16 protein-coding genes and 1 tRNA gene are annotated in these 22,191 nt (G+C 68.3%); 5 read left to right on the plus strand and 12 right to left on the minus strand.

Annotated features, from left to right (window positions below):
- Positions 1-64 precede the first annotated feature (64 nt).
- Both proB and AC3IPP_RS15555 read left to right on the plus strand, forming a co-directional pair.
- Positions 65-1,234 carry a glutamate 5-kinase gene (gene proB / locus AC3IPP_RS15550; RefSeq protein ID WP_489149607.1) on the plus strand — a complete coding sequence of 390 codons (1,170 nt, stop codon included), beginning with the start codon at positions 65-67 and terminating at the stop codon, positions 1,232-1,234.
- Positions 1,231-2,505: a glutamate-5-semialdehyde dehydrogenase gene (locus AC3IPP_RS15555; protein ID WP_489149608.1), complete on the plus strand. Its 1,275-nt coding sequence runs from the start codon at positions 1,231-1,233 to the stop codon at positions 2,503-2,505. The genes proB and AC3IPP_RS15555 overlap by 4 nt, the downstream gene beginning before the upstream one ends.
- Before the next feature lie 174 nt (positions 2,506-2,679).
- On the opposite strand, the gene AC3IPP_RS15560 is transcribed toward AC3IPP_RS15555, so the two are convergent.
- Together AC3IPP_RS15560 and AC3IPP_RS15565 are read right to left on the minus strand one after the other, a co-directional pair.
- Positions 2,680-5,121, minus strand: coding sequence for a membrane-bound PQQ-dependent dehydrogenase, glucose/quinate/shikimate family (locus AC3IPP_RS15560; protein ID WP_489149609.1), 2,442 nt, complete (start codon positions 5,119-5,121; stop codon positions 2,680-2,682).
- A gap of 161 nt (positions 5,122-5,282) precedes the next feature.
- Positions 5,283-5,939 (minus strand): TetR/AcrR family transcriptional regulator, encoded by a 657-nt coding sequence (locus tag AC3IPP_RS15565; RefSeq protein WP_087141585.1) that lies wholly within the window; start codon positions 5,937-5,939, stop codon positions 5,283-5,285.
- Between the two features lie 423 nt (positions 5,940-6,362).
- On the opposite strand from AC3IPP_RS15565, the gene AC3IPP_RS15570 reads away from it, so the two are divergent.
- Entirely contained in the window at positions 6,363-8,489 is a 2,127-nt protein-coding gene (locus AC3IPP_RS15570) for a M13 family metallopeptidase (protein ID WP_489149610.1), read from the plus strand.
- Positions 8,490-8,985: 496 nt separating this feature from the next.
- On the opposite strand, the gene hisS is transcribed toward AC3IPP_RS15570, so the two are convergent.
- From hisS to AC3IPP_RS15595, 5 genes are all read right to left on the minus strand, one after another.
- A complete protein-coding gene (gene hisS, locus AC3IPP_RS15575; protein ID WP_489149611.1) occupies positions 8,986-10,458 on the minus strand; it encodes a histidine--tRNA ligase in 1,473 nt (490 codons plus the stop codon).
- A 58-nt stretch (positions 10,459-10,516) separates the two neighbouring features.
- Positions 10,517-11,737, minus strand: a complete 1,221-nt coding sequence (locus tag AC3IPP_RS15580; protein WP_489149612.1) for a DUF418 domain-containing protein — start codon at positions 11,735-11,737, stop codon at positions 10,517-10,519.
- A 62-nt stretch (positions 11,738-11,799) separates the two neighbouring features.
- Entirely contained in the window at positions 11,800-12,366 is a 567-nt protein-coding gene (locus AC3IPP_RS15585; RefSeq protein WP_256968337.1) for a hypothetical protein, read from the minus strand.
- Positions 12,366-13,244 (minus strand): 3-hydroxybutyryl-CoA dehydrogenase, encoded by an 879-nt coding sequence (locus tag AC3IPP_RS15590; protein WP_489149613.1) that lies wholly within the window; start codon positions 13,242-13,244, stop codon positions 12,366-12,368. The genes AC3IPP_RS15585 and AC3IPP_RS15590 overlap by 1 nt, the downstream gene beginning before the upstream one ends.
- Before the next feature lie 157 nt (positions 13,245-13,401).
- Positions 13,402-13,707, minus strand: coding sequence for a YggT family protein (locus AC3IPP_RS15595; RefSeq protein WP_087141580.1), 306 nt, complete (start codon positions 13,705-13,707; stop codon positions 13,402-13,404).
- Between the two features lie 122 nt (positions 13,708-13,829).
- On the opposite strand from AC3IPP_RS15595, the gene AC3IPP_RS15600 reads away from it, so the two are divergent.
- A tRNA-Ala gene (locus AC3IPP_RS15600) sits at positions 13,830-13,905 on the plus strand.
- Positions 13,906-13,964: 59 nt separating this feature from the next.
- On the opposite strand, the gene AC3IPP_RS15605 is transcribed toward AC3IPP_RS15600, so the two are convergent.
- The 3 genes from AC3IPP_RS15605 to AC3IPP_RS15615 form a co-directional block, all read right to left on the minus strand.
- Positions 13,965-14,984 carry an NAD-dependent epimerase gene (locus AC3IPP_RS15605; RefSeq protein ID WP_489149614.1) on the minus strand — a complete coding sequence of 340 codons (1,020 nt, stop codon included), beginning with the start codon at positions 14,982-14,984 and terminating at the stop codon, positions 13,965-13,967.
- Between the two features lie 45 nt (positions 14,985-15,029).
- Entirely contained in the window at positions 15,030-16,928 is a 1,899-nt protein-coding gene (locus AC3IPP_RS15610) for a M20/M25/M40 family metallo-hydrolase (RefSeq protein ID WP_489149615.1), read from the minus strand.
- Positions 16,929-17,039: 111 nt separating this feature from the next.
- Positions 17,040-19,313, minus strand: a complete 2,274-nt coding sequence (locus tag AC3IPP_RS15615) for a TonB-dependent receptor (RefSeq protein ID WP_489149616.1) — start codon at positions 19,311-19,313, stop codon at positions 17,040-17,042.
- A 245-nt stretch (positions 19,314-19,558) separates the two neighbouring features.
- Here AC3IPP_RS15615 and AC3IPP_RS15620 point away from each other — a divergent pair, with 245 nt between their 5' ends.
- Positions 19,559-20,932 carry a metallophosphoesterase gene (locus AC3IPP_RS15620; protein ID WP_489149617.1) on the plus strand — a complete coding sequence of 458 codons (1,374 nt, stop codon included), beginning with the start codon at positions 19,559-19,561 and terminating at the stop codon, positions 20,930-20,932.
- Between the two features lie 4 nt (positions 20,933-20,936).
- On the opposite strand, the gene AC3IPP_RS15625 is transcribed toward AC3IPP_RS15620, so the two are convergent.
- Together AC3IPP_RS15625 and AC3IPP_RS15630 are read right to left on the minus strand one after the other, a co-directional pair.
- Entirely contained in the window at positions 20,937-21,752 is an 816-nt protein-coding gene (locus AC3IPP_RS15625) for a CheR family methyltransferase (protein ID WP_087141575.1), read from the minus strand.
- Positions 21,749-22,132, minus strand: a complete 384-nt coding sequence (locus AC3IPP_RS15630) for a response regulator (RefSeq protein ID WP_087141574.1) — start codon at positions 22,130-22,132, stop codon at positions 21,749-21,751. The genes AC3IPP_RS15625 and AC3IPP_RS15630 overlap by 4 nt, the downstream gene beginning before the upstream one ends.
- Positions 22,133-22,191: the final 59 nt, after the last annotated feature.

The following is a 22,191-nucleotide window of genomic DNA, read 5'->3' on the forward strand; positions in this document are numbered from 1 at the left end:
GGCGTCGCGTGAATAATCATCGCCCCAGCTTGGCTCACGCGACAATCTTGCGATAGGGAGGCTTGTGACCTCCTCCGCGCCCCATCCCGAAGCCCTTGAGTGCGCCGCCTCGCCTGCCGCCGCCCTGGCCCAAGCGCGCCGGGTGGTGGTCAAGATCGGCTCGTCCCTGCTGTTCGACGCCGCGCGACGCGCCGTCGCCGCGCCGTGGCTGGTCAGCCTGGCCGCCGACATCGCCGAACTGCGCCGACAGGGCCGCGAGGTTATCGTCGTCTCTTCCGGCGCCGTGGCTCTGGGGCGCGGACGGCTGAACCTGCCGACGGGCCGCCTTCAGGATAAGCAAGCCGCCGCCGCCGTGGGCCAGTCCCTGCTGATGCACGCTTGGGAGGAAGCCCTCGCTCCCCACGGCCTGATGGCGGGCCAGGTGCTGCTGACGCGCGACGACACCGAACGGCGCCGCCGCTGGCTGAACGGCCGCGCCACGCTGGAGGCCCTGCTGGGCCTTGGCGTCATTCCCGTGGTCAACGAAAACGACACCGTCGCCACCGAGGAGATCCGCTATGGCGACAACGACCGCCTGGCCGCGCGCGCGGCCCAGCTTGGGCGGGCCGACCTGCTGATTCTGCTGTCCGATGTGGACGGCCTCTACACCGCCGATCCGCGCCGCGATCCAGACGCCCGCCATCTGCCGCTGATCGAGCGGCTGACGCCCGACGTTCTGGCCATGGCCTCAGGCGCCAATGCGCAGGCCGGGGTCGGCACGGGCGGCATGGCGACCAAGCTGGCGGCGGCCCAGATCGCCGCCTCGGCCGGATGCGCCACCGTCATCGCCTCGGGCCTGACCGACCATCCGTTGAGGGCGGTGCTGGACGGCGCCCGCGCGAGCCTGATCCTGGCCCCCGCCACCCCCCTGGCGGCGTGGAAGCAGTGGATCGCGGGCAGCGTGGCGCCCGGCGGCGCCCTCACGCTGGACGCCGGAGCCGTCGCCGCCCTCCATGCCGGAAAGAGCCTGCTGCCCTCCGGCGTCGTCGCCGTCAGCGGCGATTTCGGCAAGGGCGACAGCGTACGCCTGACCGGCCCCGACGGCGCGCGACTGGGCGTCGGTCTGGCCGCCTACGCCGCCGATGAGATCGCCCTGATCCGAGGCCGCCATTCCGACGCGATCGAAAGCCTGTTGGGCTATCGCAGCGCCTCGGTCGTCATCCACCGCGACGATCTGGTTCTGGAGGACCGATGAGCGACCTCGACGCCGCCATGCTGGGCATGATGATCGACATGGGCCGCCGCGCCCGCGCCGCCGCTGACGCCCTTCGCGCCACGACGCCGGACGCCCGGACCCAGGCGCTTCATCAGCTCGCCAAGGGCCTGCGCGCCGCCGAGGCCGACATCCTATCCGCCAACGCCCGCGACGTAAGCCGCGCCCGCGACGGCGGCCTGTCCGAGGCCCTGATCGACCGCCTGGCCCTGACGCCCGCCCGCGTCAAGAGCATGGCCGTCGCCGTCGAGACCATCGCCGTCCAACCCGATCCGGTCGGCAGTGAAATGGCGCGCTGGACCCCGGCCAACGGTCTGGACATCGCGCGCGTCCGCACCCCCATCGGCGTGCTGGCCGTCATCTACGAGAGCCGTCCCAACGTCACCGCCGACGCCGCCGCCCTGTGTCTGCGGTCCGGCAATGCGGCGATCCTGCGCTGCGGCTCGGACTGTCTGGACTCGTCGCGCGCCATCGCCGCTGTCGTCACGAGCGCCTTGACCGAAGCGGGCCTGCCCGCCGACGCCGTCCAACTGGTCCCCGTGCCGGATCGCGAGGCCGTCGGCGCCATCCTGTCGGGCCTCGACGGCGCCATCGACCTGATCATCCCGCGCGGCGGCAAAAGTCTGGTCGCGCGGGTTCAGGCCGAGGCGAAGGCGCCCGTGCTGGGCCACCTCGAGGGTCTGTGCCACACCTATCTGGACGCCGCCGCCGATCTGGACGTCGCCCGTCGCGTGACCCTGAACGCCAAGATGCGCCGCGTTTCCGTCTGCGGCGCGACCGAGACCTTGCTGGTCGACCGGGCGGCGGCGGAACGCCTGCTGCCCGCCGTGGCCGCCGACCTGATCGCCGCCGGTTGCGAACTGCGCGGGGACGCCGAGGCCCGTACGCTTGTTCCCGAAATGGGCGAAGCGATCGAGGCCGACTGGAGCACCGAGTATCTGGCCCCCATTCTGTCGGTGCGCGTGGTGGACGGCGTGGACGGCGCGGTCGACCACATCCGCCGCTACGGTTCGGGCCACACCGAGGCCATCGTCACCACCGACGAGAAGGCCGCCGAACGCTTCGCTGAGGGCGTCGACAGCGCCATCGTGCTGATCAACGCCTCGACCCAGTTCGCCGACGGCGGAGAGTTCGGCTTCGGCGGCGAGATCGGCATCTCGACCTCAAAGCTGCATGCGCGCGGGCCAGTCGGGGCGGAGCAACTGACGACCTATAAGTATGTGGTACGCGGCGAGGGCCAGACGCGGCTCTGAAACAAACGCCACGCCTCTCCCTCCCCGCCCCGGGGAGGGTGGCTGAGCCCGTCAGGGCGAGGCCGGGTGGGGGCGGCAAGGCAAATCAAACGCCGCGCCTTAATCACCTGGTCCTCCCCACCCGGTCGCTACGCGACCACCCTCCCCGGGACGGGGAGGGAGAGGCGTCGCGCCCTACGTCTTCTCGGGCAATGCATAAGCGATCACATAGTCCCCGCGCGGCGTCTCCATGAAGTGATGCCCGCCGGCCATGATGACCAGATACTGGCGGCCGTTCTGCTCATAGATCATCGGATTGGCCTGACCGCCCGCCGGAAGGACATCCGACCACACCGTCTTGCCGGTCTCGATGTCGATGGCGCGGATTAGGTCGTCCGTCGCCGCGGCGATGAAGATCAGCCCGCCCGCCGTCACCGCCGAGCCGCCGTTGTTCGGCGTGCCGATCTCCATCGGCAGCATCGACGGAATGCCGAACGGTCCGTTCTTGCGCGCCGTGCCGAACGGACGATCCCACAGGGTGCGGCCGCTCTTCAGGTCGATGACGCGCATCCCGCCATAGGGCGGCTGTTTGCACAGCAGGCCGGTGAACTTGACCCGCCAACCCGCATTGACGTCGATGGCGTAGGGCACGCCCATCTGCGGGTCGCCCGCGCCCTCGGCCTTGGACTTCGACAGGTTGCCGCCGCGGTTCGCCGCCTCCTTCTCGCGTTCGATGTAACGGGGGTCGTCGCGCGAGAACCAGCCCAGACGATCAGCCTCGGCGCGGGGCACCAGGCGGTTATGGTTGGGCATGTCGTTGTAGTTGGCGACGATCACGCCGCGCGCCGGATCGACCGCCACCCCGCCCCAGTCGGAGCCGCCGTTGTAGCCCGGATACTGGATCCAGTGCCGATCCGATGTCGGCGGCGTGAAATAGCCGTCATAGGCCGCCTGATGGAACTGGATGCGGCAGACCATCTGATCGATCGGCGACATGCCCCACATGTCGCGCTCGGTCAGGTCGGCCTTCCTCAGGGTGTGGAACAGGGAGAAGGGCTGGGTCGGGCTGCGCTGCGAAGGCTCGACGCCGCCCTGCGGCACGCGGCGCTCCTCGACCTTGTGCAGCGGCAGGCCGGTGCGGCGATCCAGAATATAGAGGTCGCCCTGCTTGGACGGCAGGATCACCGCCGGAACCATGGTCCCGTTGATCGGCATGTCGACCAGGGTCGCCTGCGAGCCCAGGTCATAGTCCCAGACGTCCTTGCGCACCGTCTGGAAATGCCAGCGCGGCTTGCCGGTGGTCACGTCCAGCGCGACCAGGGAGGTGGCGTATTCGTTCTCGGCGGGACGACGCAGGCCGGAATAATAGTCCGCCGCCGAGTTGCCCATCGGCAGGAAGACCAGACCCAGCGCCTCATCCGCCGTGGCCGTCGTCCACATGTTCGGCGTGCCCGGCGTATAGGTCTCGCCTTCGGGCGGCAGGGTGGTGATGTCCGGCCGCATCATGTCCCAGGCGAAGCGCAGTTGGCCCGTCACGGCGTCGAAGCCCTGGATCACGCCGGACGCGTTCCACCGCTTCTGGCCGTCCAGCACCTGATGGCCTGTCACCACCACCCCGCGCACGATGACCGGCGCCGAGGTGATCGAAACCATGCCGGGATAGGGGTCGCCCATGCCGTGCTTGATGCTGACCGAGCCGTTGGTCCCGAAACCCGCACAGGGAACGCCCGTGCGGGCGTCCACCGCCACCAGCCGTCCGTCCAGCGTGCCTTCGATGATGCGCGTGGCGCAGGGCTGAGCCGCATCGACGTTCGGCGCGGCGTAATAGGCTACGCCCCGACAGGCGGCGGTATAGGGGATCTGGTCGTCTGCGACCTTGGGATCATAGGTCCACTTCTGCTTGCCCGTGGCCGCATCCACCGCGAACAGCCGGTTGCGGGCCGAGCACAGATAGAGGGTGTCGCCGACCTTCAGCGGCGTCGTCTCGGCGCCCCAGCGCTCGTCAGGCAGATCGCCGGTGCGGAAGGTCCAGGCGCGTTGAAGCCCCTTCACATTGTCCTTGTTGATCTGGCTCAGCGGCGAGTAGCGCTGGGCGCTGTCCGAACCGCCCCAGGCGGGCCAGTCTGCGCCGACCTTCAGCACCGCCGGATCGCCCACGCCGCCGTTCGCCGCGCCCGGCACGGGGCTGAGAACCCGCGCCTTGTTGGCCTGGGCCACCACCACGCCGGCGACCAGGCCGAAGACGACGATGGCCGCCAGACCGCCCAGGGCCAGCCTGCCGCCGCCCCCGTCGCGTTTCAGCGCCGGGAAGCTGAGGACCACCGCGATCAGCAGCACCAGCGGCGCCACCACGCGCGGGACCAGGGCCCAGCCGTTCAGCCCGACCTCCCAGAGCGCCCAGACGACGGTGCCGATGAAGATGGCGATGTAGAGCCAGGCGCCCAACGGTCTGAGCAAGGCCAGCAACCCGCCCGAAACGATCATCAACAGACCGACGATCAGATAATAGGCGGACCCGCCCAACATGATCAGTTGGCCTCCGCCGATGGTCAGCGTCAGCCCGATTAGGGCGATGACGATCCCGAGAAGCCTGACAAGGACGCTGCCGAAGCCCCGTCCGCGCTCAATGGACGACATGGCGCCCTCCCATCGTTCAGCTTGGCCTTGGACTGCAACACGTCAGCAAGACCGCCGTTCCATCGGGGCGCAAGAAAGCTGGATCCGGTCCGACCAGGGCATGAAAAAAGGGCCGCACGCCTGTTCGGCGTACGGCCCTCAATCAGGTTCTGGCTGAGGCCTTACTGGCGCGCCAGCTGGCTGGACAGGATCAGTTCCAGCTGCTTGCGGATATGCGGCGTCAGCTCTTCGATGCCCCAGTTGTCATAGGCGGCGAAGCGGAAGTTGTTGATGAAGACGTCCCAGATCAGACGCGCCAACATGGGCAGGTCCACATCCTGGCGCAGCTCGCCTTCACGCACGCCGGCCTGCAGAATCTCGGCCACGGCCTCGACCAGCGGACGGACGAAGGCGCGCGAGCGCAGATCGGCGTCTTCCGGCTGGAACCACGAGCGCGCCACCATGGCCTGCATCAGCGGCAGATGGTCCAGCGAGCGGTGATAACCCGCGGTCAGCCCGTTCGACAGGCGGTCCAGGACGCGGCCTTCGGCGGCGGCGGTGCGGATATCGACCAGAAGGCCTTCCATCTCTTCGGAGAAGACGGCTTCGAACAGCTCGGCCTTGTCCTGGAAGTTGGCGAAGACCGCGCCGGTCGACATGCCTGCGCCCTTGGCGATGTCGCGGATGGTGGCGGCGTCATAGCCGCGCTCGGCGAAGAGGGTGCGGGCGGCGTCCAGAACCTTCTGACGCGTGCGCACCTTGGCGGCCTGGCGGCGGTTCAGCCGAGGCTGGACTTCGGCTTCGGCGACGGCAGGGGCGGACTGGGAAGATTCACGCATCGGCGGCGGCTCTAAACTCATCTATGTGCGGCGTTCGCCTCATCGCGGCTCGCCGTCGAACTGACGCGAACCTGGAACAAGGCGGAGAACGCTCCTGGGAGGAAGTGGTGAACTTTCATCACCGAACAATGACCAAAATGGGTCACGGGCGGCATAAAACTCTGCCGCACCACGCTTAGGAGTTCAACATGACTACGGAGTTCTACTGATACCGCAAGGTCAGCGAAGCTCACAGGCTCAAAGCTTGGCTTTATGCCTCAGTCTATTTCCTCTCTGCATCATTAGGGCGCCTCAGGGCCCAAAACAGGGAATTCAGTCCGCCCTCGCGCGGCGCATTAAAATTTTTTAAGACCGCATGATCGCCCCCTGCTTCTAGGCTTTGGGCAGCGCGCCCCTTGAGGGTCCGAGATGAGGAAACGACGAATGAAGAAACTGTTCGCGGGGGTCGCAGCGGCGGCCCTTCTGGTCCCGGCCGCCGCCCTGGCCCACGACGGCCATGACCACGCCTGCATCGACGAAGCCTGCTCGGTCTTCGAACTGTTCCAGACCCCGGCCGCCCAGGGCGGCGCCTCGGGCTGGCAGGGCACGGACGCCCCCCGATATGGAACCTGGGGCTTCGACCTGGCCGGTCGCGACACCTCGGTCGATCCGGGCGACAGCTTCTTCCGCTACGCCAACGGCGCGGCGCTGGACCAACTGACCATCCCGTCGGACCGCACCTCCTACGGCTCCTTCCCTCTCCTGCGCGAACTGTCCGACAACCGCATGAAGAAGCTGGTGACGGATCTGGCCGCGCGCACCGATCTGGCCGCCGGTTCGGACGAGCAGAAGATCGCCGACGCCTACCGCGCCTATATGGACGAGGCGCGCATCGAGGCGCTGGACGCCCAGCCGCTGCAACCTTTCCTGGCCGCCATCCGCGCCGCCGACACCCATGAGAAGATCGCCGCCTACATGGGCCAGACGCAGGGACGCGTCGGCTCGTCCTTCTTCGGCACCGGCATCACGATCGACCAGAAGAATCCGACCCGCTACGTCGTGGCGACGGGCCAATCGGGCCTGGGCATGCCCAATCGCGACTACTATCTGGATGCCCGCTTCGCCGACAAGAAGGAGAAGTATCAGGGCTATATCGAGCGGATGCTGACCAATATCGGTTGGAACGACCCCGCCGGTTCGGCCGCCGCCATCGTCGCCCTGGAAGACCAGATCGCCCAGGCGCACTGGACGCCGGTGGAGAGCCGCGACCGCGACAAGACCTATAATGAGTATTCGATCCAGACCCTGGCGGCCGACGCGCCCGGCTTCGACTGGGCCGGTTACTTCAACGCCGCCGGCCTCGGCTCGATCGATCGCCTGATCGTGCGCCAGAATACGGCCATGCCCAAGATCGCGACCGTCTTCGCCCAGACCCCGGTCGCCACCCTGCAGGCCTGGCAGGCCTTCCACACCACGGACGACGCGGCCGCCGTCCTGTCCAAGCGCTTCTCGGACGCCCAGTGGGAATTCCGTTCGCGCGACCTCTCGGGCCAGCCCGAACAGCGCAGCCGTGAGAAGCGCGCCATCAGCTTCGCCGAAGGCGCCCTGGGCGAGGCCGCGGGCCGTCTCTATGTGGCGGAGTATTTCCCGGCCGAGTCGAAGGCCAAGATGGAAGAACTGGTCGCCAATCTGCGCACCGCCCTGTCGCACCGCATCGACAACCTCACCTGGATGGGGGCCGAAACCAAGGCGGCAGCCCAGGAGAAGCTGCGGAAGTTCACCGTCAAGATCGGCTATCCGAACAAGTGGCGCGACTATACGGCGCTCGAGATCAAGGCCGACGACCTGTTCGGCAACAGCCAGCGCATGGGCCAGTTCCAGTGGAACTACCGCCTGTCGCGCCTGGACCAGCCGGTCGACAAGGACGAGTGGGGCATGACCCCGCAGACGGTGAACGCCTATTACAACTCGGCCAATAACGAGATCGTCTTCCCCGCCGCCATCCTGCAGCCGCCCTTCTTCGACCCGCATGCGGACCCGGCCGTCAACTACGGCGGCATCGGCGGCGTGATCGGTCACGAGATCGGCCACGGCTTCGACGACCAGGGCTCCAAGTCCGACGGCGACGGCGTGCTGCGCAACTGGTGGACCGATCAGGACAAGGCCAATTTCAAAGGCCTGACTACGCGCCTGGGCGCCCAGTACGATCAGTTCGAGCCCGTGCCCGGCCACCCCGTCCAGGGCGGCCTGACCATGGGCGAGAACATCGGCGACGCCGCCGGCACGGCGGTCGGTCTCGAGGCCTACCACCTGTCGCTGAATGGCCAGCCCGCCCCGGTCATCGACGGCGTGACCGGCGACCAGCGCTTCTTCTACGGCTGGGCCCAGGTGTGGCAGTCCAAATACCGTCATGAGGCGCTGATCAACCAGATCGCCACCGATCCGCACAGCCCGGCCGAGTTCCGCGTGATCGGCCCGGTCCGCAACATCGACGCCTGGTACGACGCCTTCGGCATCAAGCCGGGAACCAAATACTATCTGACGCCGGAAGAGCGCGTCCGCATCTGGTAAGACGCGGCGCCTGCTGAACGAAGAGGGCTGGAGCGGCGACGCTCCGGCCCTTTTTCATACGGCCAGTTCCTCAACACCAGCACCCGCAGTCATCCTCGGGCTTGAACCCGAGGATCCAGCAATCTGGTCGTTTGACGCACAAGGCGGGATGGAGAAGTCGACGCCCCTGGATCCTCGGGTTCAAGCCCGAGGATGACGGCGCATGAGGTCAACACCCCAGCGACTCTCGAATACTCTTCGATACATTTCCTGAGCGTCAGGCATGAAAAAGCCCGCTGCGGGGGATACATCGCAGCGGGCCTTCTCGCTCTCTCAGGAGCGGACGTTTCCTCCCCGAAACGCCTTCAAGATGTCGCTGCGGCTGAGCGCTGCGCCTCTTGAGTGAGACCAAATGACGCCATCGAGGGGGTCAAGTCAATCAAGCCTCTATCGAAAGAGCGTTCTTTCGTAACTGAACGTTGATAACTCACGTCTTCGTCATGGTTTTTATCGAAGCCTATTCGATAATGGAGCGCACCACCGCGACTAGCTGATCGCGCGCCACGGTCTGCTGGCCTGGGCGCTCGGCCTTCCAGGCGTCGTTGTCGGCGATGGCGGCGGCGCGGGCGCGTCCGGCGTCCAGATCCTTGATCGTCACCTGACCGGCGGCGATCTCGTCCCCGCCCAGGATGACGGCGGCGGGGGCCCCGCGACGGTCGGCGTATTTCATCTGCGCCTTCATGCCCGCCCGGCCCAGATACAGCTCGGCCGGAATGCCCGCCGCCCGCAGTTCGGACACGGCGTCGAGATAGTGCTGCATGTCGTCCTCAGAGAAGACGATGGCCACCACCGGCCCGCGCGTGGCGTCCTCAGCCCCGCGCCCCGCCGCGCGCAGGGCCGAAGCCAGACGCGACACACCGAAGGAGAAGCCCGTCGCCGGCGTCGACTGGCCGGTGAAACGCGACACCAGGTCGTCATAGCGCCCGCCGCCGCCTATCGAACCGAAACGCACGGCGCGGCCCTTTTCGTCCTTGGTGTCCAGCAGCAGTTCGGCCTCGAACACCGCCCCGGTGTAGTATTCCAGCCCGCGCACGATGGTCGGGTCGAAGCGCACGTCGTCCTGCGACACGCCCATGGCGGTCAGGGCGCGGTCGATGGCGGCCAGCTCCTTCAGCGCCTCTTCGCCGGCGGCGCCCAAGGCGGCGCCGGACACGGCGTCCAGCACGCCCGCGCGGCTGAGGCCCGGCGTCTCGGCCGAGGCCAGGAAGGCTTCGATCGCACCGATCACCGAGGCGGGCAGGTTCGCCCCCTTGGTGTAGTCGCCGGACTCGTCCAGACGGCCCTCGCCCAGCAGCAGGCGCACGCCCTCGACGCCCAGACGGTCGTATTTGTCCACGGCGCGCAGAGCCGTCAGACGCTGGATCGGATCGGTGATCCCGCCCGCGTCGAACAGGCCGTCGAACAGCTTGCGGTTGGAGACGCGGATCACCGCCTGCCCGGCCGCCAGACCCGCAGCCCGCAGACCCTCGCAGCCCATGGCGATGATCTCGGCGTCGGCCTCGGGCCGGTCCGAACCGACGGTGTCGGCGTCGCACTGCCAGAATTCGCGGAAGCGGCCCGGCCCCGGCTTTTCATTGCGCCACACCGGCCCATAGGCGTAGCGACGGAACGGCTTGGGCAGGGTCTCCCAGTTCTGGGCGGCGAAACGGGCCAGCGGCGCCGTGTGGTCGTAACGCAGCGCCATCCACTGATCGTCATCGTCCTGAAGCGCGAAGACGCCTTCGTTGGGACGGTCGGCGTCCGGCAGGAACTTGCCCAGGGCGTCGGCGTACTCGAACGCCGGGGTCTCCAGCGCCTCGAAGCCCCAGCGCTCATAGACCTCGGACACGCGCGCGACGATGCGGCGCTCGGCGGTCAGGTCGCGGCCGCGACGGTCGGCGAACCCGCGCGGCGCGCGAGCTTCGGGGCGGTTGGAGGCTTCGTCGGTCATGAAGCGGCGATTAAGCCATCAGTTCCATCGCCGCAACTCGCCGTCCGCCCCTTCCCGCTCAGGCCCCGCGGCGCAGCGGCAGGTCGCGCCCATAGCTGAGGCGCCGCCACAGCCATTCGAACGGGCCCATGGTGAACTTGGACAGCCACAGCGGCGACCAGATCAACTGCAGCGCCCAGACGCCGACGACGATGGCCCACTGCATCGGATAGTCGACCTGACCGAACAGGCGCGGGCCCCACGGCATGTAGAAGATCGTCGTCATGATCAGGGTCTGGGTCAGATAGTTGGTGAACGCCATCCGCCCCACCGGCGCCAACCCCTTGCGCAGCCAGCCCACGCCGCGCGTGGTCGCCAGGATCAACGCCGAGGCGTAGCCCAGGGTGATGATGATCGGATAGGAGGCGACGACCGCCGCCCAGCCGCCGGTGGCCTCGACGCCCGGACCGGCCTGGATCTCCAGCCACTCCAGCACGCCCAGCAACGCCAGCACCGCCGCGCCGCCCGCCATCAGCATCGCATAGACGCGCGCCGGGACGCGGCCGTGGAAGAAGCCCGCCTTGAACAGACCCAGGCCCAGCATCATCAGCGGAACGGTCGAAAAGACATACATGAACAGGCTGGCGCCCTGAGCGAAGGCCCAGGCCTTCAGGTTCTCCAGCGCCGCGCCTGCCCAGCCGCTCTGATAGGCCGCGATGGAGGCCGCGACCGCCCCATCGGCGGGGCCGCCTTCGCTCATGGCCTCCGGGAAATGCGCCATCGCCATCATCAGGCCCGCCTGAAGCGTGGCCAGCAGCACCGTCGCCCCGGCGCCGATCCAGATCAGCGGCTTGGCCGGCATCGACCGCATCAACATCACGAACAGCCCTGCCCAGGCGTAGAGCAACAGGATGTCGCCGTACCAGAAGGCCAGGCCGTGGATCAGGCCGAACAGGGCCAGAAACATCAGGCGGCGGCGCAGGACGCCTCCCTTGGCCTCATCCTTCCGCTCGCCGCCGACCAGGAAGATCGACACGCCGAACAGCATGGAGAACAGGGTCACGAACTTCTGGCGGAAGAAGACGTCGACCGCCCACTGCGCCACGCCCGAAGCCCCCACGACGGCGGGAAAAGGCGACTGATCCGGCGCCGACTCCAGGATCACCAGCGGCAGGGCGAAGGCCGACGCATTGACCGCCAGAATGCCCAGCACCGCCGCGCCGCGCAGCACGTCCAGCGTCACGATCCGCTGATCCGCCGCCACCGGCTTCGGCTGAACCGTCTCGACCTGATCCCTCATGCTCGCCCCCTGTTCTGCGTGAAGAGGTCGAGGCTTAGGCGGGACCGCCGCTTCGCTTCACGTTAAATCCCCGTAACGTCCCGTTCGGACAGGACGCCCATGCGGTTGTTGACCACCGGGGCCGGGACAAATCCCAGATAGGCCACGCACAGGCCGCCCCACAGGGCGTAGCTGACGCCCATCATGACCGCCAGCGGCAGGCCGCCGACGCCGTAAATCAGCAGGGCCGTCTCGATCGCCCCCAGGCTTTGAACCAGGCTCTGCGAGGCGGCGCCCGCCAGACCCGCCATGACCACGGCCATGATCGTCTGCATCGCCGCCGCCAGCAGGCCGCCGAACACGGTGAAACGGCACACCACGCCCAGCCGCGTCGACGGACGCCCCGTCTTGCCATGGCTGTCGAGCAACAGCCACAGCCCGACCGGCGCCGCGATCAGTCCGACCGCCAGCATCACCAGCCGCCAGTCCGTATCCACGCCCGACCACCAGTTTTCGGGCGGCCAGATGAACAGGGTCAGGATCACCGGAGGCCAGGCCGCCGCCGCCAGAGCCGCGGGGATCAGCGCGCCAGCGCCGCGCCGCGGCGCCACGCGCTTCAGGCCCGGCAGGAAGGGAAGAGCGACAGCCATCAGCGGGTCGGGACCGGCGTCTCGCCGGAATAGTCGTAGAAGCCGCGCCCGCTCTTCTTGCCCAGCCAGCCGGCCTCGACATATTTCACCAGCAGCGGACAGGGCCGATACTTGCTGTCGGCCAGGCCGTCATACAGCACGTTCATGATGGCCAGGGCCACGTCCAGCCCCATGAAATCCGCCAGCTCCAGCGGCCCCATCGGATGGTTGGCGCCCAGCTTCAGCGCCTTGTCGATCGAGGCCACGTCGCCGACGCCTTCATACAGCACATAGACCGCCTCGTTCATCATCGGCACCAGGATGCGATTGACGATGAAGGCGGGGAAGTCCTCGGACTCCGTGATGATCTTGCCGAGGCTCTCGGCGAAGGCGACCGCCGTCTCGAAGGTCGAGGCCGAGGTGGCGATGCCGCGCACCAGTTCGACCAGCTTCATCGTCGGCGCCGGCTTCATGAAGTGCAGGCCGATGAAGCGCTCGGGCCGATCCGTGACCGAGGCCAGGCGGGTAATGGAGATCGAAGAGGTGTTGGACGCCAGCAGGGTGTCCGGCCCCAGCAGGGGCGTCAGTTCTGTGAAGACGCCCTTCTTGACGGCCTCTTCCTCGGACGCGGCTTCGATGACCAGGTCCGCCTTGGCCGCCTCGGCCAGGCTGGCGGCCGGAGCGATGCGTTGCAGGGCCGCCTGGGCCTCCGCCTCGGTCGACAGGCCGCGTGCGGCGCGACGCGCCAGGCTGGTCGCGATCTCGCCCAGGGCCAGGGTCACCCGGTCCGGCGCAATGTCGTACAGCTTCACCTCATAGCCGCCGGCGGCCACCACCTGAGCGATGCCCGAACCCATTTGCCCGGCGCCGATGACGGCGACTGTCCTGATCGTGGTCATGAATTACGCGAAAAATGCGGTCCGATAGGGACCCGTCGTCGGCACCTTAGGAGCCCGCTCGCGCCGCGCAAGGGCGGATTGGGCTCCATGTGCGGATTCCTGGGGGGCCGTGGTCCGGGCTCAACGCCCGACAGCCTTCCTCGATGCGTGCGCCGGATCAGCCCAGCGACATGATCAGCATCGGCGCGACCGTCCGGTTGAACAGCACGCTCAGGAACTGCAGCGCCAGCAAGGCGATGATCGGCGTGATGTCGATGCCGCCCAGCGACGGCACCACCCGCTGGATCGGCCCCAGGATCGGCCGCGTCACCGTATCCAGCACATAGGCGATCTGGCCCACGAAACGGTTGCGCGGATTGATCACGTCGAAGGCGAACAGCCAGCTCAGGATCGCCGAGGCGATGATGCACCAGATCATCAAGGTGACGACGGCGTTCACCAGCCAGACAAGGGCGAAACCCATGAGAAACTCCTGCTTCGTTCACGCCGCTTCTAGCGGCCCGGCCGCCGATCGCCAAGGATTCGTGCGCGGCCCGTTGACACGCCCCCCTGCGCGCTTCTATGTCCCGCGCCTGCCTGTCGGTCGGGGCCGTAGCTCAGTTGGTAGAGCGCGTCGTTCGCAATGACGAGGTCAGGGGTTCGACTCCCCTCGGCTCCACCAAGGCATCTCCACGAAATCGCTGACGCTCGATCGCCCTCCAAGGCGACCGCTGTCGCGCGTCAGTTCTCGCGGTAGAAGTTGCAGTACCAGTCGACGAAGCGGGCGACGCCCTCCTCCACCGGCGTCGAAGGGGCGTAGTCGAGAGCGGCCAGGGTGTCGGTCACGTCGGCCTCGGTGTCGGCCACGTCGCCGTCCTGCATGGGCATGAGGTTCAGCTTCGCCTTGCGGCCCAGCTTGGTCTCCAGCACCTCGATGTAGCGCATCAGCGGCACGGGGCGTCCCGCGCCCAGGTTCAGGATGCGCCAGGGCGCCACGCCGCTGGTCGCCGGATTGGGAGCGGTCGCGTCCCACGCCGGATCGATCGCGGCGGGGCGGTCCAGGGCGGCGATCACGCCGGTGACGATGTCGTCGATATAGGTGAAGTCGCGGCTCATCCGCCCCTCGCCGTACACGTCGATCGGCTCGTCCTTCAGGATGGCGCGGGTGAATTTGAACAGAGCCATGTCCGGCCGGCCCCACGGCCCGTAGACCGTGAAGAAGCGCAGCCCCGTCGCCGGAAAACCGAACAGATGGGCGTAGGAGTGGGCCATGGCCTCATTGGCCAGCTTGGTCGCGGCATAGACGGTCAGCGGATGATCCGCCGCCTGGCGCACCGAGAACGGCAGGGCGCGATTGGCGCCGAACACCGAACTGGTCGAGGCGAAGACCAGGTTGGCCGCCCCGACCGCGCGGCAGCCTTCAAGGATGCTGAGGAAGCCGGCCACGTTGGAATCGACATAGGTCTCGGGCGCTTCCAGGCTGTAGCGGACGCCCGCCTGGGCGGCGAGGTGGACCACTCGGCGCGGCGTGTGCTCGGCGAACAAGGCGGCGACGCCGTCGCGGTCGGCCAGGTCGAGCGTGTGATGGCGATAGTTCGGATGGGCCTGCAGCTGGGCCAGGCGCGCCTGCTTCAGCGCCGGATCATAATAGGCGTTGAGGTTGTCCAGCCCGATCACGCTCTCGCCCCGCTCCAGCAGGCGCCGGGCGGTGTGGAAGCCGATGAAGCCGGCGGAGCCGGTGACCAGGACAGGATCGCTCATGATCCGTTGCGATAAACGCTCGCGCGGTCCGACGCCAGCGCCCCTCTAGGGCAAGGTCTCCGCCACGGCGGGCGACGGCGCCAGCAACTGCGCCGAAATATTCAGCCCCACGCCCGCGATCAGGCAGGCCGCCGCCGCAAACATCACCAGACGCGCCGTCTTCGCTCCCGGCGCCAGAGGCCGGGCGAACAGCAGGACCAGCAAGGCGATCAGAGCCAGAGCCCCAGGCATGTCCATCCCCACGCCCAGGAAGACGAAGTGGCCGATGGCCAGCAACCAGGCGCCGCCCAACACGGTCGCGACGACGGCCGGCAAAAGGCCGAGCGTGCGCGTCAGGCCGGGATCGATCAGGGCCGCCAGGGCCGCCGCCGTTGCGGCCAGCAGCACCGGCCAGACGAACAGCAGGGCCGCCTCTGGCGCCGCCGCCTGCAGGGCGCAGCCGAAGACGAAGACCAGGGCGAGCAGGCCCAACCAGCCGCCCCAGGCCGCCCCCTCGGCCTGGGGCCGTTCTTGGCCCGGCCACAGCGACAGGCCGACGGCGACGACGCCCAGCCCCAGCATCACGGGGCTGAACCCGCCGACGATCAGAACTACGGCGGTCAAGGCGACGAACGCCCCGCCGATCACGCGCGGCCGCGGCCGCCGCGCGCCCGTCACCAGCACCAAGGCCAGGGCGATGATCGCCAGCGTCGCCCCCGCCTCCATCCACGGCAGGCGGCGCAACAGGGTGTAATAGACGTCCGGCGACGCGGCGCGGCTCGACATCGGTCCGGCCAGCAGGCGCGTCGCCTGCAGCAGGATGACGCCCCCGGTCAGGAACCACAGCCCGTCCAGCACGCCCAGGCCGACCTGCCCCGCCGTCAGCCCCGCCCGGCGCCTCGCCCGCCAGGCCGCGAAACCGCCCAAGACCGCCGCCAGCGCCAGCAGAATCCAGCCGGTTCCTTGCGCATGGGCGACCATCCAGCGGCCGAAGACGTCGGAGTAGACCAGGTTCTCGCCCTTGGCCGGCAGGCTGGGCGCGCGCGCCAGCGCATCCGCCGCCTCCAGCGCCTGCGACCCCAGATGCTGCACCGCGCCCCGATCCAGGTTGGCGGGCGTGGCGTTGGCCGAATGGTACTGATCCGGGCGGCCGATGAAGGCCAGGTTCAGCCCCCCGATCCCCCGGTCCTTGGGCACGGTGAAATCGGTGCCGTTGGGCATCCGCTCATACATGAAGGCGGCGATGGAGGTGGCGGTGGTCCCGCCGTCGGCCTTGGCCGCCGCGCGACGGAACAGTTGGACGGTCGCCCCCGCCTCGCGCCCCGTCTCGAACATGGCGGCGCGGCCGCCGCCGCCGCGCGCCTCCAGATTGACCACGGCCCCGATGCGATCGCGCAAGGGATGGCCGCCGAAGAAGACCCGCGCCCCGTCCAGGCCCAGCTCCTCGGCGTCGGTCAGCAGGACGACCAGATCGCGCTCGACCGGACCGCGCGCCTTGATGGCCCGCACAGCCTCCAGAATGGCGGCGACCCCGGCGGAATCGTCGGCCGCGCCAGGCGAGCCGACCACGGTGTCATAGTGGGCCATCAGCATGACGGCGGGTTGGCTGCGGTCTTTTCCGGGCAGGACGCCGATCAGATTGATCGCCTGATTGTTCGCCGCCGCCGGGTCGCCGCCCGCGCGCGCCAGGCGCTTGACCGAGGCGGGGGACAGCGGCCCCGCCTGCTCGCTGACCTCCAGCCCCAGCTGCGTCAGGCGGGCGCCCAGATAGGCGCGAACCCGTGCGTGTTCGGGCGAACCGACCGGATGCGGAGCGCGGGCGATCTGTTCGATGTCGCTCATGGCCCGCGCGGCCGAAAAGGCGACGGCGGGCGCGTCCGCCGCGCGCGGCGTCGGCGCCTGGGTGCTCCACACCGCCAGCAAGAAGGCGAGCGTCAGCGATCCGAACAGCAAGGCCAGCCGCATGAGAGATCCTCCCCGATCCGGCCCGCAGTAGGACCAAGCTGGGCCCGAATGGCAAGAGGGCGGCGACAGGTCTCCCCGTCGCCGCCCTCCGATGCGATCAGCCGTGAAGGCTTAGAAACGCTTCGACAGCTCCACGCCGTACATGCGCGGCTCGTTGACGAAGGCCGTCAGGTTGTTGAAGTCGATGGCGCCGATGACGTTGGCCTCGTCCGTGATGTTGCGGACGTAAACGGCCGCCTCGAGACCCTGGTTCAGGTCGCGCCAGCCCGCACGCAGGCCGCCTTCGAACGCCGTGTCCTGCATGAACTCGACCGATTCATAGAGGAACAGGTTGAAATCCTTCTGCATCACCCAGTCGGTCGCGGCGAACAGCTCCTGATCGTCGCCGATCGGATGGACGTAGGACAGCGTCAGATTGGCGGTCCATTCCGGTGCCTGGGGGAAGGGGTTGCCGTCGATATAGGCCAGGTGCGCCGTTCCAACCGTCACCATCCGGTCCGTGACGGTGCAGTTGGCGAGCGCCGAGCAGACGCCGACCTGAAGGTCCTTGTCCTTGATCTCGGTATGGTTCCAGGCCAGGCCGCCGGCCAGGCTGAAGCCTGCGCCCAGGTAGACGTCGCCGTCCACTTCCAGGCCATAGCCCTCGCCCTTGTCGGCGTTCAGCAGTTGGTTGAAATTGCCGGCGCCGCCGATGGCGGTGAACTGCGGATCGGAGACTTCGTAGAAGTAGGCCGTGGCGTTCAGGCGGGCGCGGCCCTCCCACAGGCGCGCCTTGAAGCCGGCCTCATAGGACATGACGGTTTCCGAATCCGCCGTGGTCACGATGTCCGCCGAGGCGATGCGGCCCTGGATCGACGGGCCGCGATAGCCGTTGGCCACGCGGGCGAACAGGTTCAGGCCGTCGTTGACCTCGTACAGGGCGCTGACGTCCCAGCTGACCTGTTCGTCGCCGACCGACTTGGTGACGTTGTCCAGCGGCTTGGCCGTGGACGGGCTGCCCGCGGGGATGATACGGCGGCCCCAGAAGTCGCGGCTGTCGTCGGTGTAGCGAACGCCGGCCGTCAGCTTCAGCGCGTCCGTGACCTGATAGCGGCCCTGACCGAAGATCGACCAGGAGTCCGACTTCTGGATGACGTCGGGAACCACCGTCGGCGCGATGCCGCCGACGCCGTTGAACGTGCCCGAGACCAGGTTGAAGCGCTCGTCCCAGTAGAAGGCGCCGACCTGCCAGCCGAAGCGGCCGTCGCCGTTCGAGGCCAGGCGCAGCTCATAGGTGTTCTGAACCAGGTCGCTGGACAGGGTGCCGGTCTCGACCGCGAACGGGGTCTTGTAACCGGCCCCGGCCGGAGCCCCGGCCGAGACGCCGCCGTCGATGTCGCCGTTGCCCTGGCTTTCGCCCTGGTAGGAGCCGATGACGCCGGTCAGCGTCGCCGGGCCGAAGTCATAGGCGACCTGCAGCGACTGCGAGAGGGTCTTCTGCTTCTGATAGTTGTTGCGGCCGCCGTCATACCAGACCGTCTCGCGGTCGAAGTTGTCGTTCAGCTTGTTCGAGCCCTTGGTCAGGACGTTGGCGCGGTTCATCGTGCCCGTGCCTTCATAGTCGCGCGCCTGCAGGGTCAGCAGGGTCGACAGGCGGTCGGTCGGGGTCCAGGCGACATGGATGCGGCCCGCCACATCATCGAAGGAGCCCAGATCCTTGCCGTCCTTCTTGGCGAAGGGCGCGTCATAGGCGTTGTTGACCCAGTCATCGCGGTGGTTCCACAGAGCGGCGACGCGCACCGACAGCGTATCCGACGCCGGCAGGGTCACGCCCGTCTCGGCGCGCATCGAGCCGTAGTTGCCGTAGGTCAGCGAGCCGAAGCCGGTGAATTCGTCGCCCGGCTTCACCGTGTCGATCTTGACCACGCCCGCCGGGGTGTTGCGGCCGAACAGGGTGCCCTGCGGACCACGCAGCACTTCCAGCTGCTTCACGTCGAACAGGGGGAAGCCCTTCAGATAGACGTTCTCCAGCACCACGTCGTCCAACACGACCGAGACCGGCTGCGAGGCGTTGAAGTCGAAGTCCACATTGCCCAGGCCGCGGATGTAGAAGCGCGGAGCGTAGCGGCCGTTGGAGCTTTCGACCTGCAGGCTGGGCACGCGGCCCGACAGCTGCAGGATGTCGCCGCCGCCGGCGTTCACCGCGTTCAGCGTCTCGGTGTTCATCGCCGTGACCGCGAACGGCACGTCGCGGATGTTTTCGCTGCGGCGCTGGGCGGTGACGACGATGTCGCCGACGGCGGCGGCCTGTTCGGCCTGGACGTCGGCGGATTGCGCCAGAGCCGGCGTGGAGAGCAGCAGAGCCAGGCTGCTGGCGGAGGCGGCGAGAACCGAGAGACGCGTCATCGAGATATCCCCTTCTTGATGATCTTGGGTGGGTGAATTCGCCGCAGGCCCTAGGCCCGAAGCGTCGCCGGTTCCAGCACCGATGCAGTTTGATGCATGAACCTTTCGCGACATGGCCACAGGTCGGAACAAACCGCCGTTCGTTTCACATATGAGGCACGCCTCAAGTTGTGCAGTGCAACCAACCGTGCCATTCAGATCGGCTGCGTCGTCTCCCGCAGGGTCCGCGCACCGGAGACTTTCAGATGACCTTCGCCTCCCCCTCCCGTCGCGGCTTCCTGGGCGCCGCAGCCGCCTTGCCGCTGATCGGCGGCGCCCTGCCCGTCCTCGGTCAGACTCGCGAGAGCGCCGTCATCGGCCGCGTCCTGGCCATGTCCGACCTGCATTCCGCCTATGAACGCAGCGCCCAATTGTTGGCCGCCTTGCGCGCCGAGGTCCGCAGCCAGCCGGTTCCCCATCTGATCGCGATCGACGGCGACATCTTCGAGCACGGCAATGTCGTCTCGGTGCGCTCCGACGGCGCCGTCGACTGGACCTTCCTGGCCGCCCTGCCCGCCATCGCCCCGACCGTGGTCAACCTGGGCAACCACGACAACGACCTGACGCCGGACCTGCATGAGGTGGTGGCGCGGATGCGCAGGCTGGGGATCACCGTGCTCAGCAACATCGTCGATACGCGCACCGGCCGCCCCTACGCGCCGGCGGCGACCGAGCTGGCCTTCGGCGAGCGACGCCTGCGCGTCGTCGGCTTCGGCACGAACGGACTGCATACCTATCCCAAGGCCAGTCGCGACTGGCTGTCGATCCCCGATCCGACCGAATGGGCGACCACGCACCTGTCCGCCCTGCTGCGCGGCGCCGACCTGACCCTGGTGATGAGCCACGCCGGGGTGGCGGGCGACCGGGGGATGCTGTCCGCCCTGCCCGACGGCGCCCTGATGATCGGCGGCCACAACCACCTGCTGTTCCAGGAGACGCTGGGGCGCGGCCTCTACGCCCACACCGGATCGTGGAGCAACGCCTACACGGCGGCCGACTATCTCAGCGACGGAAGCGTCCGGGCGCAGTCGCGCACCGTCGCCCTGGACGGTGCGGCCGACCCAACCCTGGCCGCCCTGATCCGCACGACCCTGGACCGGCACCTGACCGATCAGGAGCGCGTGATCCTCGGGACCAGTTCGACCGCCCTGTCGCTGGGCGACACCGGCCGCGCCGTGGCCGCCGCCTTCGCCCGCTTCGCCGGGGCCCAGGCGGGCTTCATCGGCCACACCACCCTGGGCACGGGCCTGAGCGCCGGTCCGGTCAGCCGCTACGCCTTCGACGCCGTGGTGCGCTTCGACGGCAAGCTGATGGCCGCCGAGGTTCCCGCCGCGCGCCTGGCCGAGCTGACCGCCCTGGCCAATCAGGACCGGGTCATGCCCTTCGCGCGCCGCACCGGCGACTTCGTCTATGGCGCGGTCGAGGGGATTGAACAGCGCGAGACGGTCCGCATCGTCACCACCGACTGGTGCGCCCTGAACCAGCATGAGTATTTCGGCGTGACGGACCTGGCCTTCGCAGAGGTTCCCGGCCCCGGCGTCAAGGCCGTCGCCGCCCAGGGCCTGCTGTCGGCGGCCTGACGGTTCAGGCGGCGCGGCGTGCGGCGGCCGCGCTCTTCACATAGAGGCCCTTGCGCCCGGCCACGGGGCGGAAGGACACGCTGTCGCCGTCCGGCCGTTCGTCATGGCCCAGGAACAGGCAGCCGTCGTCGACCATCCGCCGCTCCAGCCCGTCCAGAACCCGCGCGCGCCGTTCGGGCGCCATATCGGTCAGGACATTGCGGCAGAAGACGACATCGAACCGGCCCTCATCCGTCGGCTCGTCCAGCAGATTGGCGCGGGTGAAGGCGATGGCGGCGCGCAATTCGGGGCGCGCCCGCCACTGGTCGTCGACCTGTTCGAACCAGCGCAGCATGGCGCGCGCCGAAAGGCCGCGCTGAATCTCGAACGAGGTGTAGAGGCCCGACAGCGCCTTCTCGATCGCCTGGCGCGACAAATCCGTGGCCTCGATCTCGACCTGAGCCCCGGCCTCCAGGGCGGCGATGGCCAGGGAATAGGCCTCCTGCCCGGTCGAGGCGCCCGCGCACCAGATGCGCACCCGGCCGCCCGGCCGCGCCGCCGTCAGGGCGGGCAGCAGTTCGCGCTCCATCACCTCGAAGGCCGTGCGGTCGCGCCGGAACCAGGTCTCGCCGTTCAGCAGCGCCTCGATCACGCTCCAGCCCAGGGAGGCGACCGGACGGCTCCACAGGCTGGCCAACATGGCCTCGACGTTGTGATAGCCCTCGCGCCGCGCCACAGGCCCCAGCCGATGCTCCGCCAGTTGCATCCGGTCTCGGGTCAGCCGGAAGCCGGCGCGGGACGCCAGCAAGGTCTGAAGACGATCAAAATCCTCCGGCGTCATGACGGCGACTGCACCACTCCCACTTCGGCGAGCTTGGCTTGCAGGATCTCGCCGTCGAAGGGCTTCATAACATATTCGTCGGCTCCTGCGGACAGGGCCTCGGCGATTCGGTCGGCCCGCGTCTCGACCGAGCAGAACAGGACCTTGGGCGCACGCCCCCCCGGCAGGTCGCGCAGACGACGCAGGAAGGCCAGACCGTCCATCACCGGCATCTGCCAGTCCAGCAGCACCACCTGAGGCATGGCGGCCTGGCAATAGTCCAGCGCCTCGGCGCCGTCTGCCGCCTCGGCCACGTCGAAGGACATATCCTCCAGGATGCGACGCGCCACCTTGCGGATGATGCGGCTGTCATCGACGATCAGACAGGTTTTGGGGTCCACTGGGTCGTTTCCCGTTTCGCGCGAGATCGAGATCACGCTCTCGCCATAGTCGTTCAGGC

It is taken from the genome of Brevundimonas sp. KH_060, assembly GCF_057838275.1.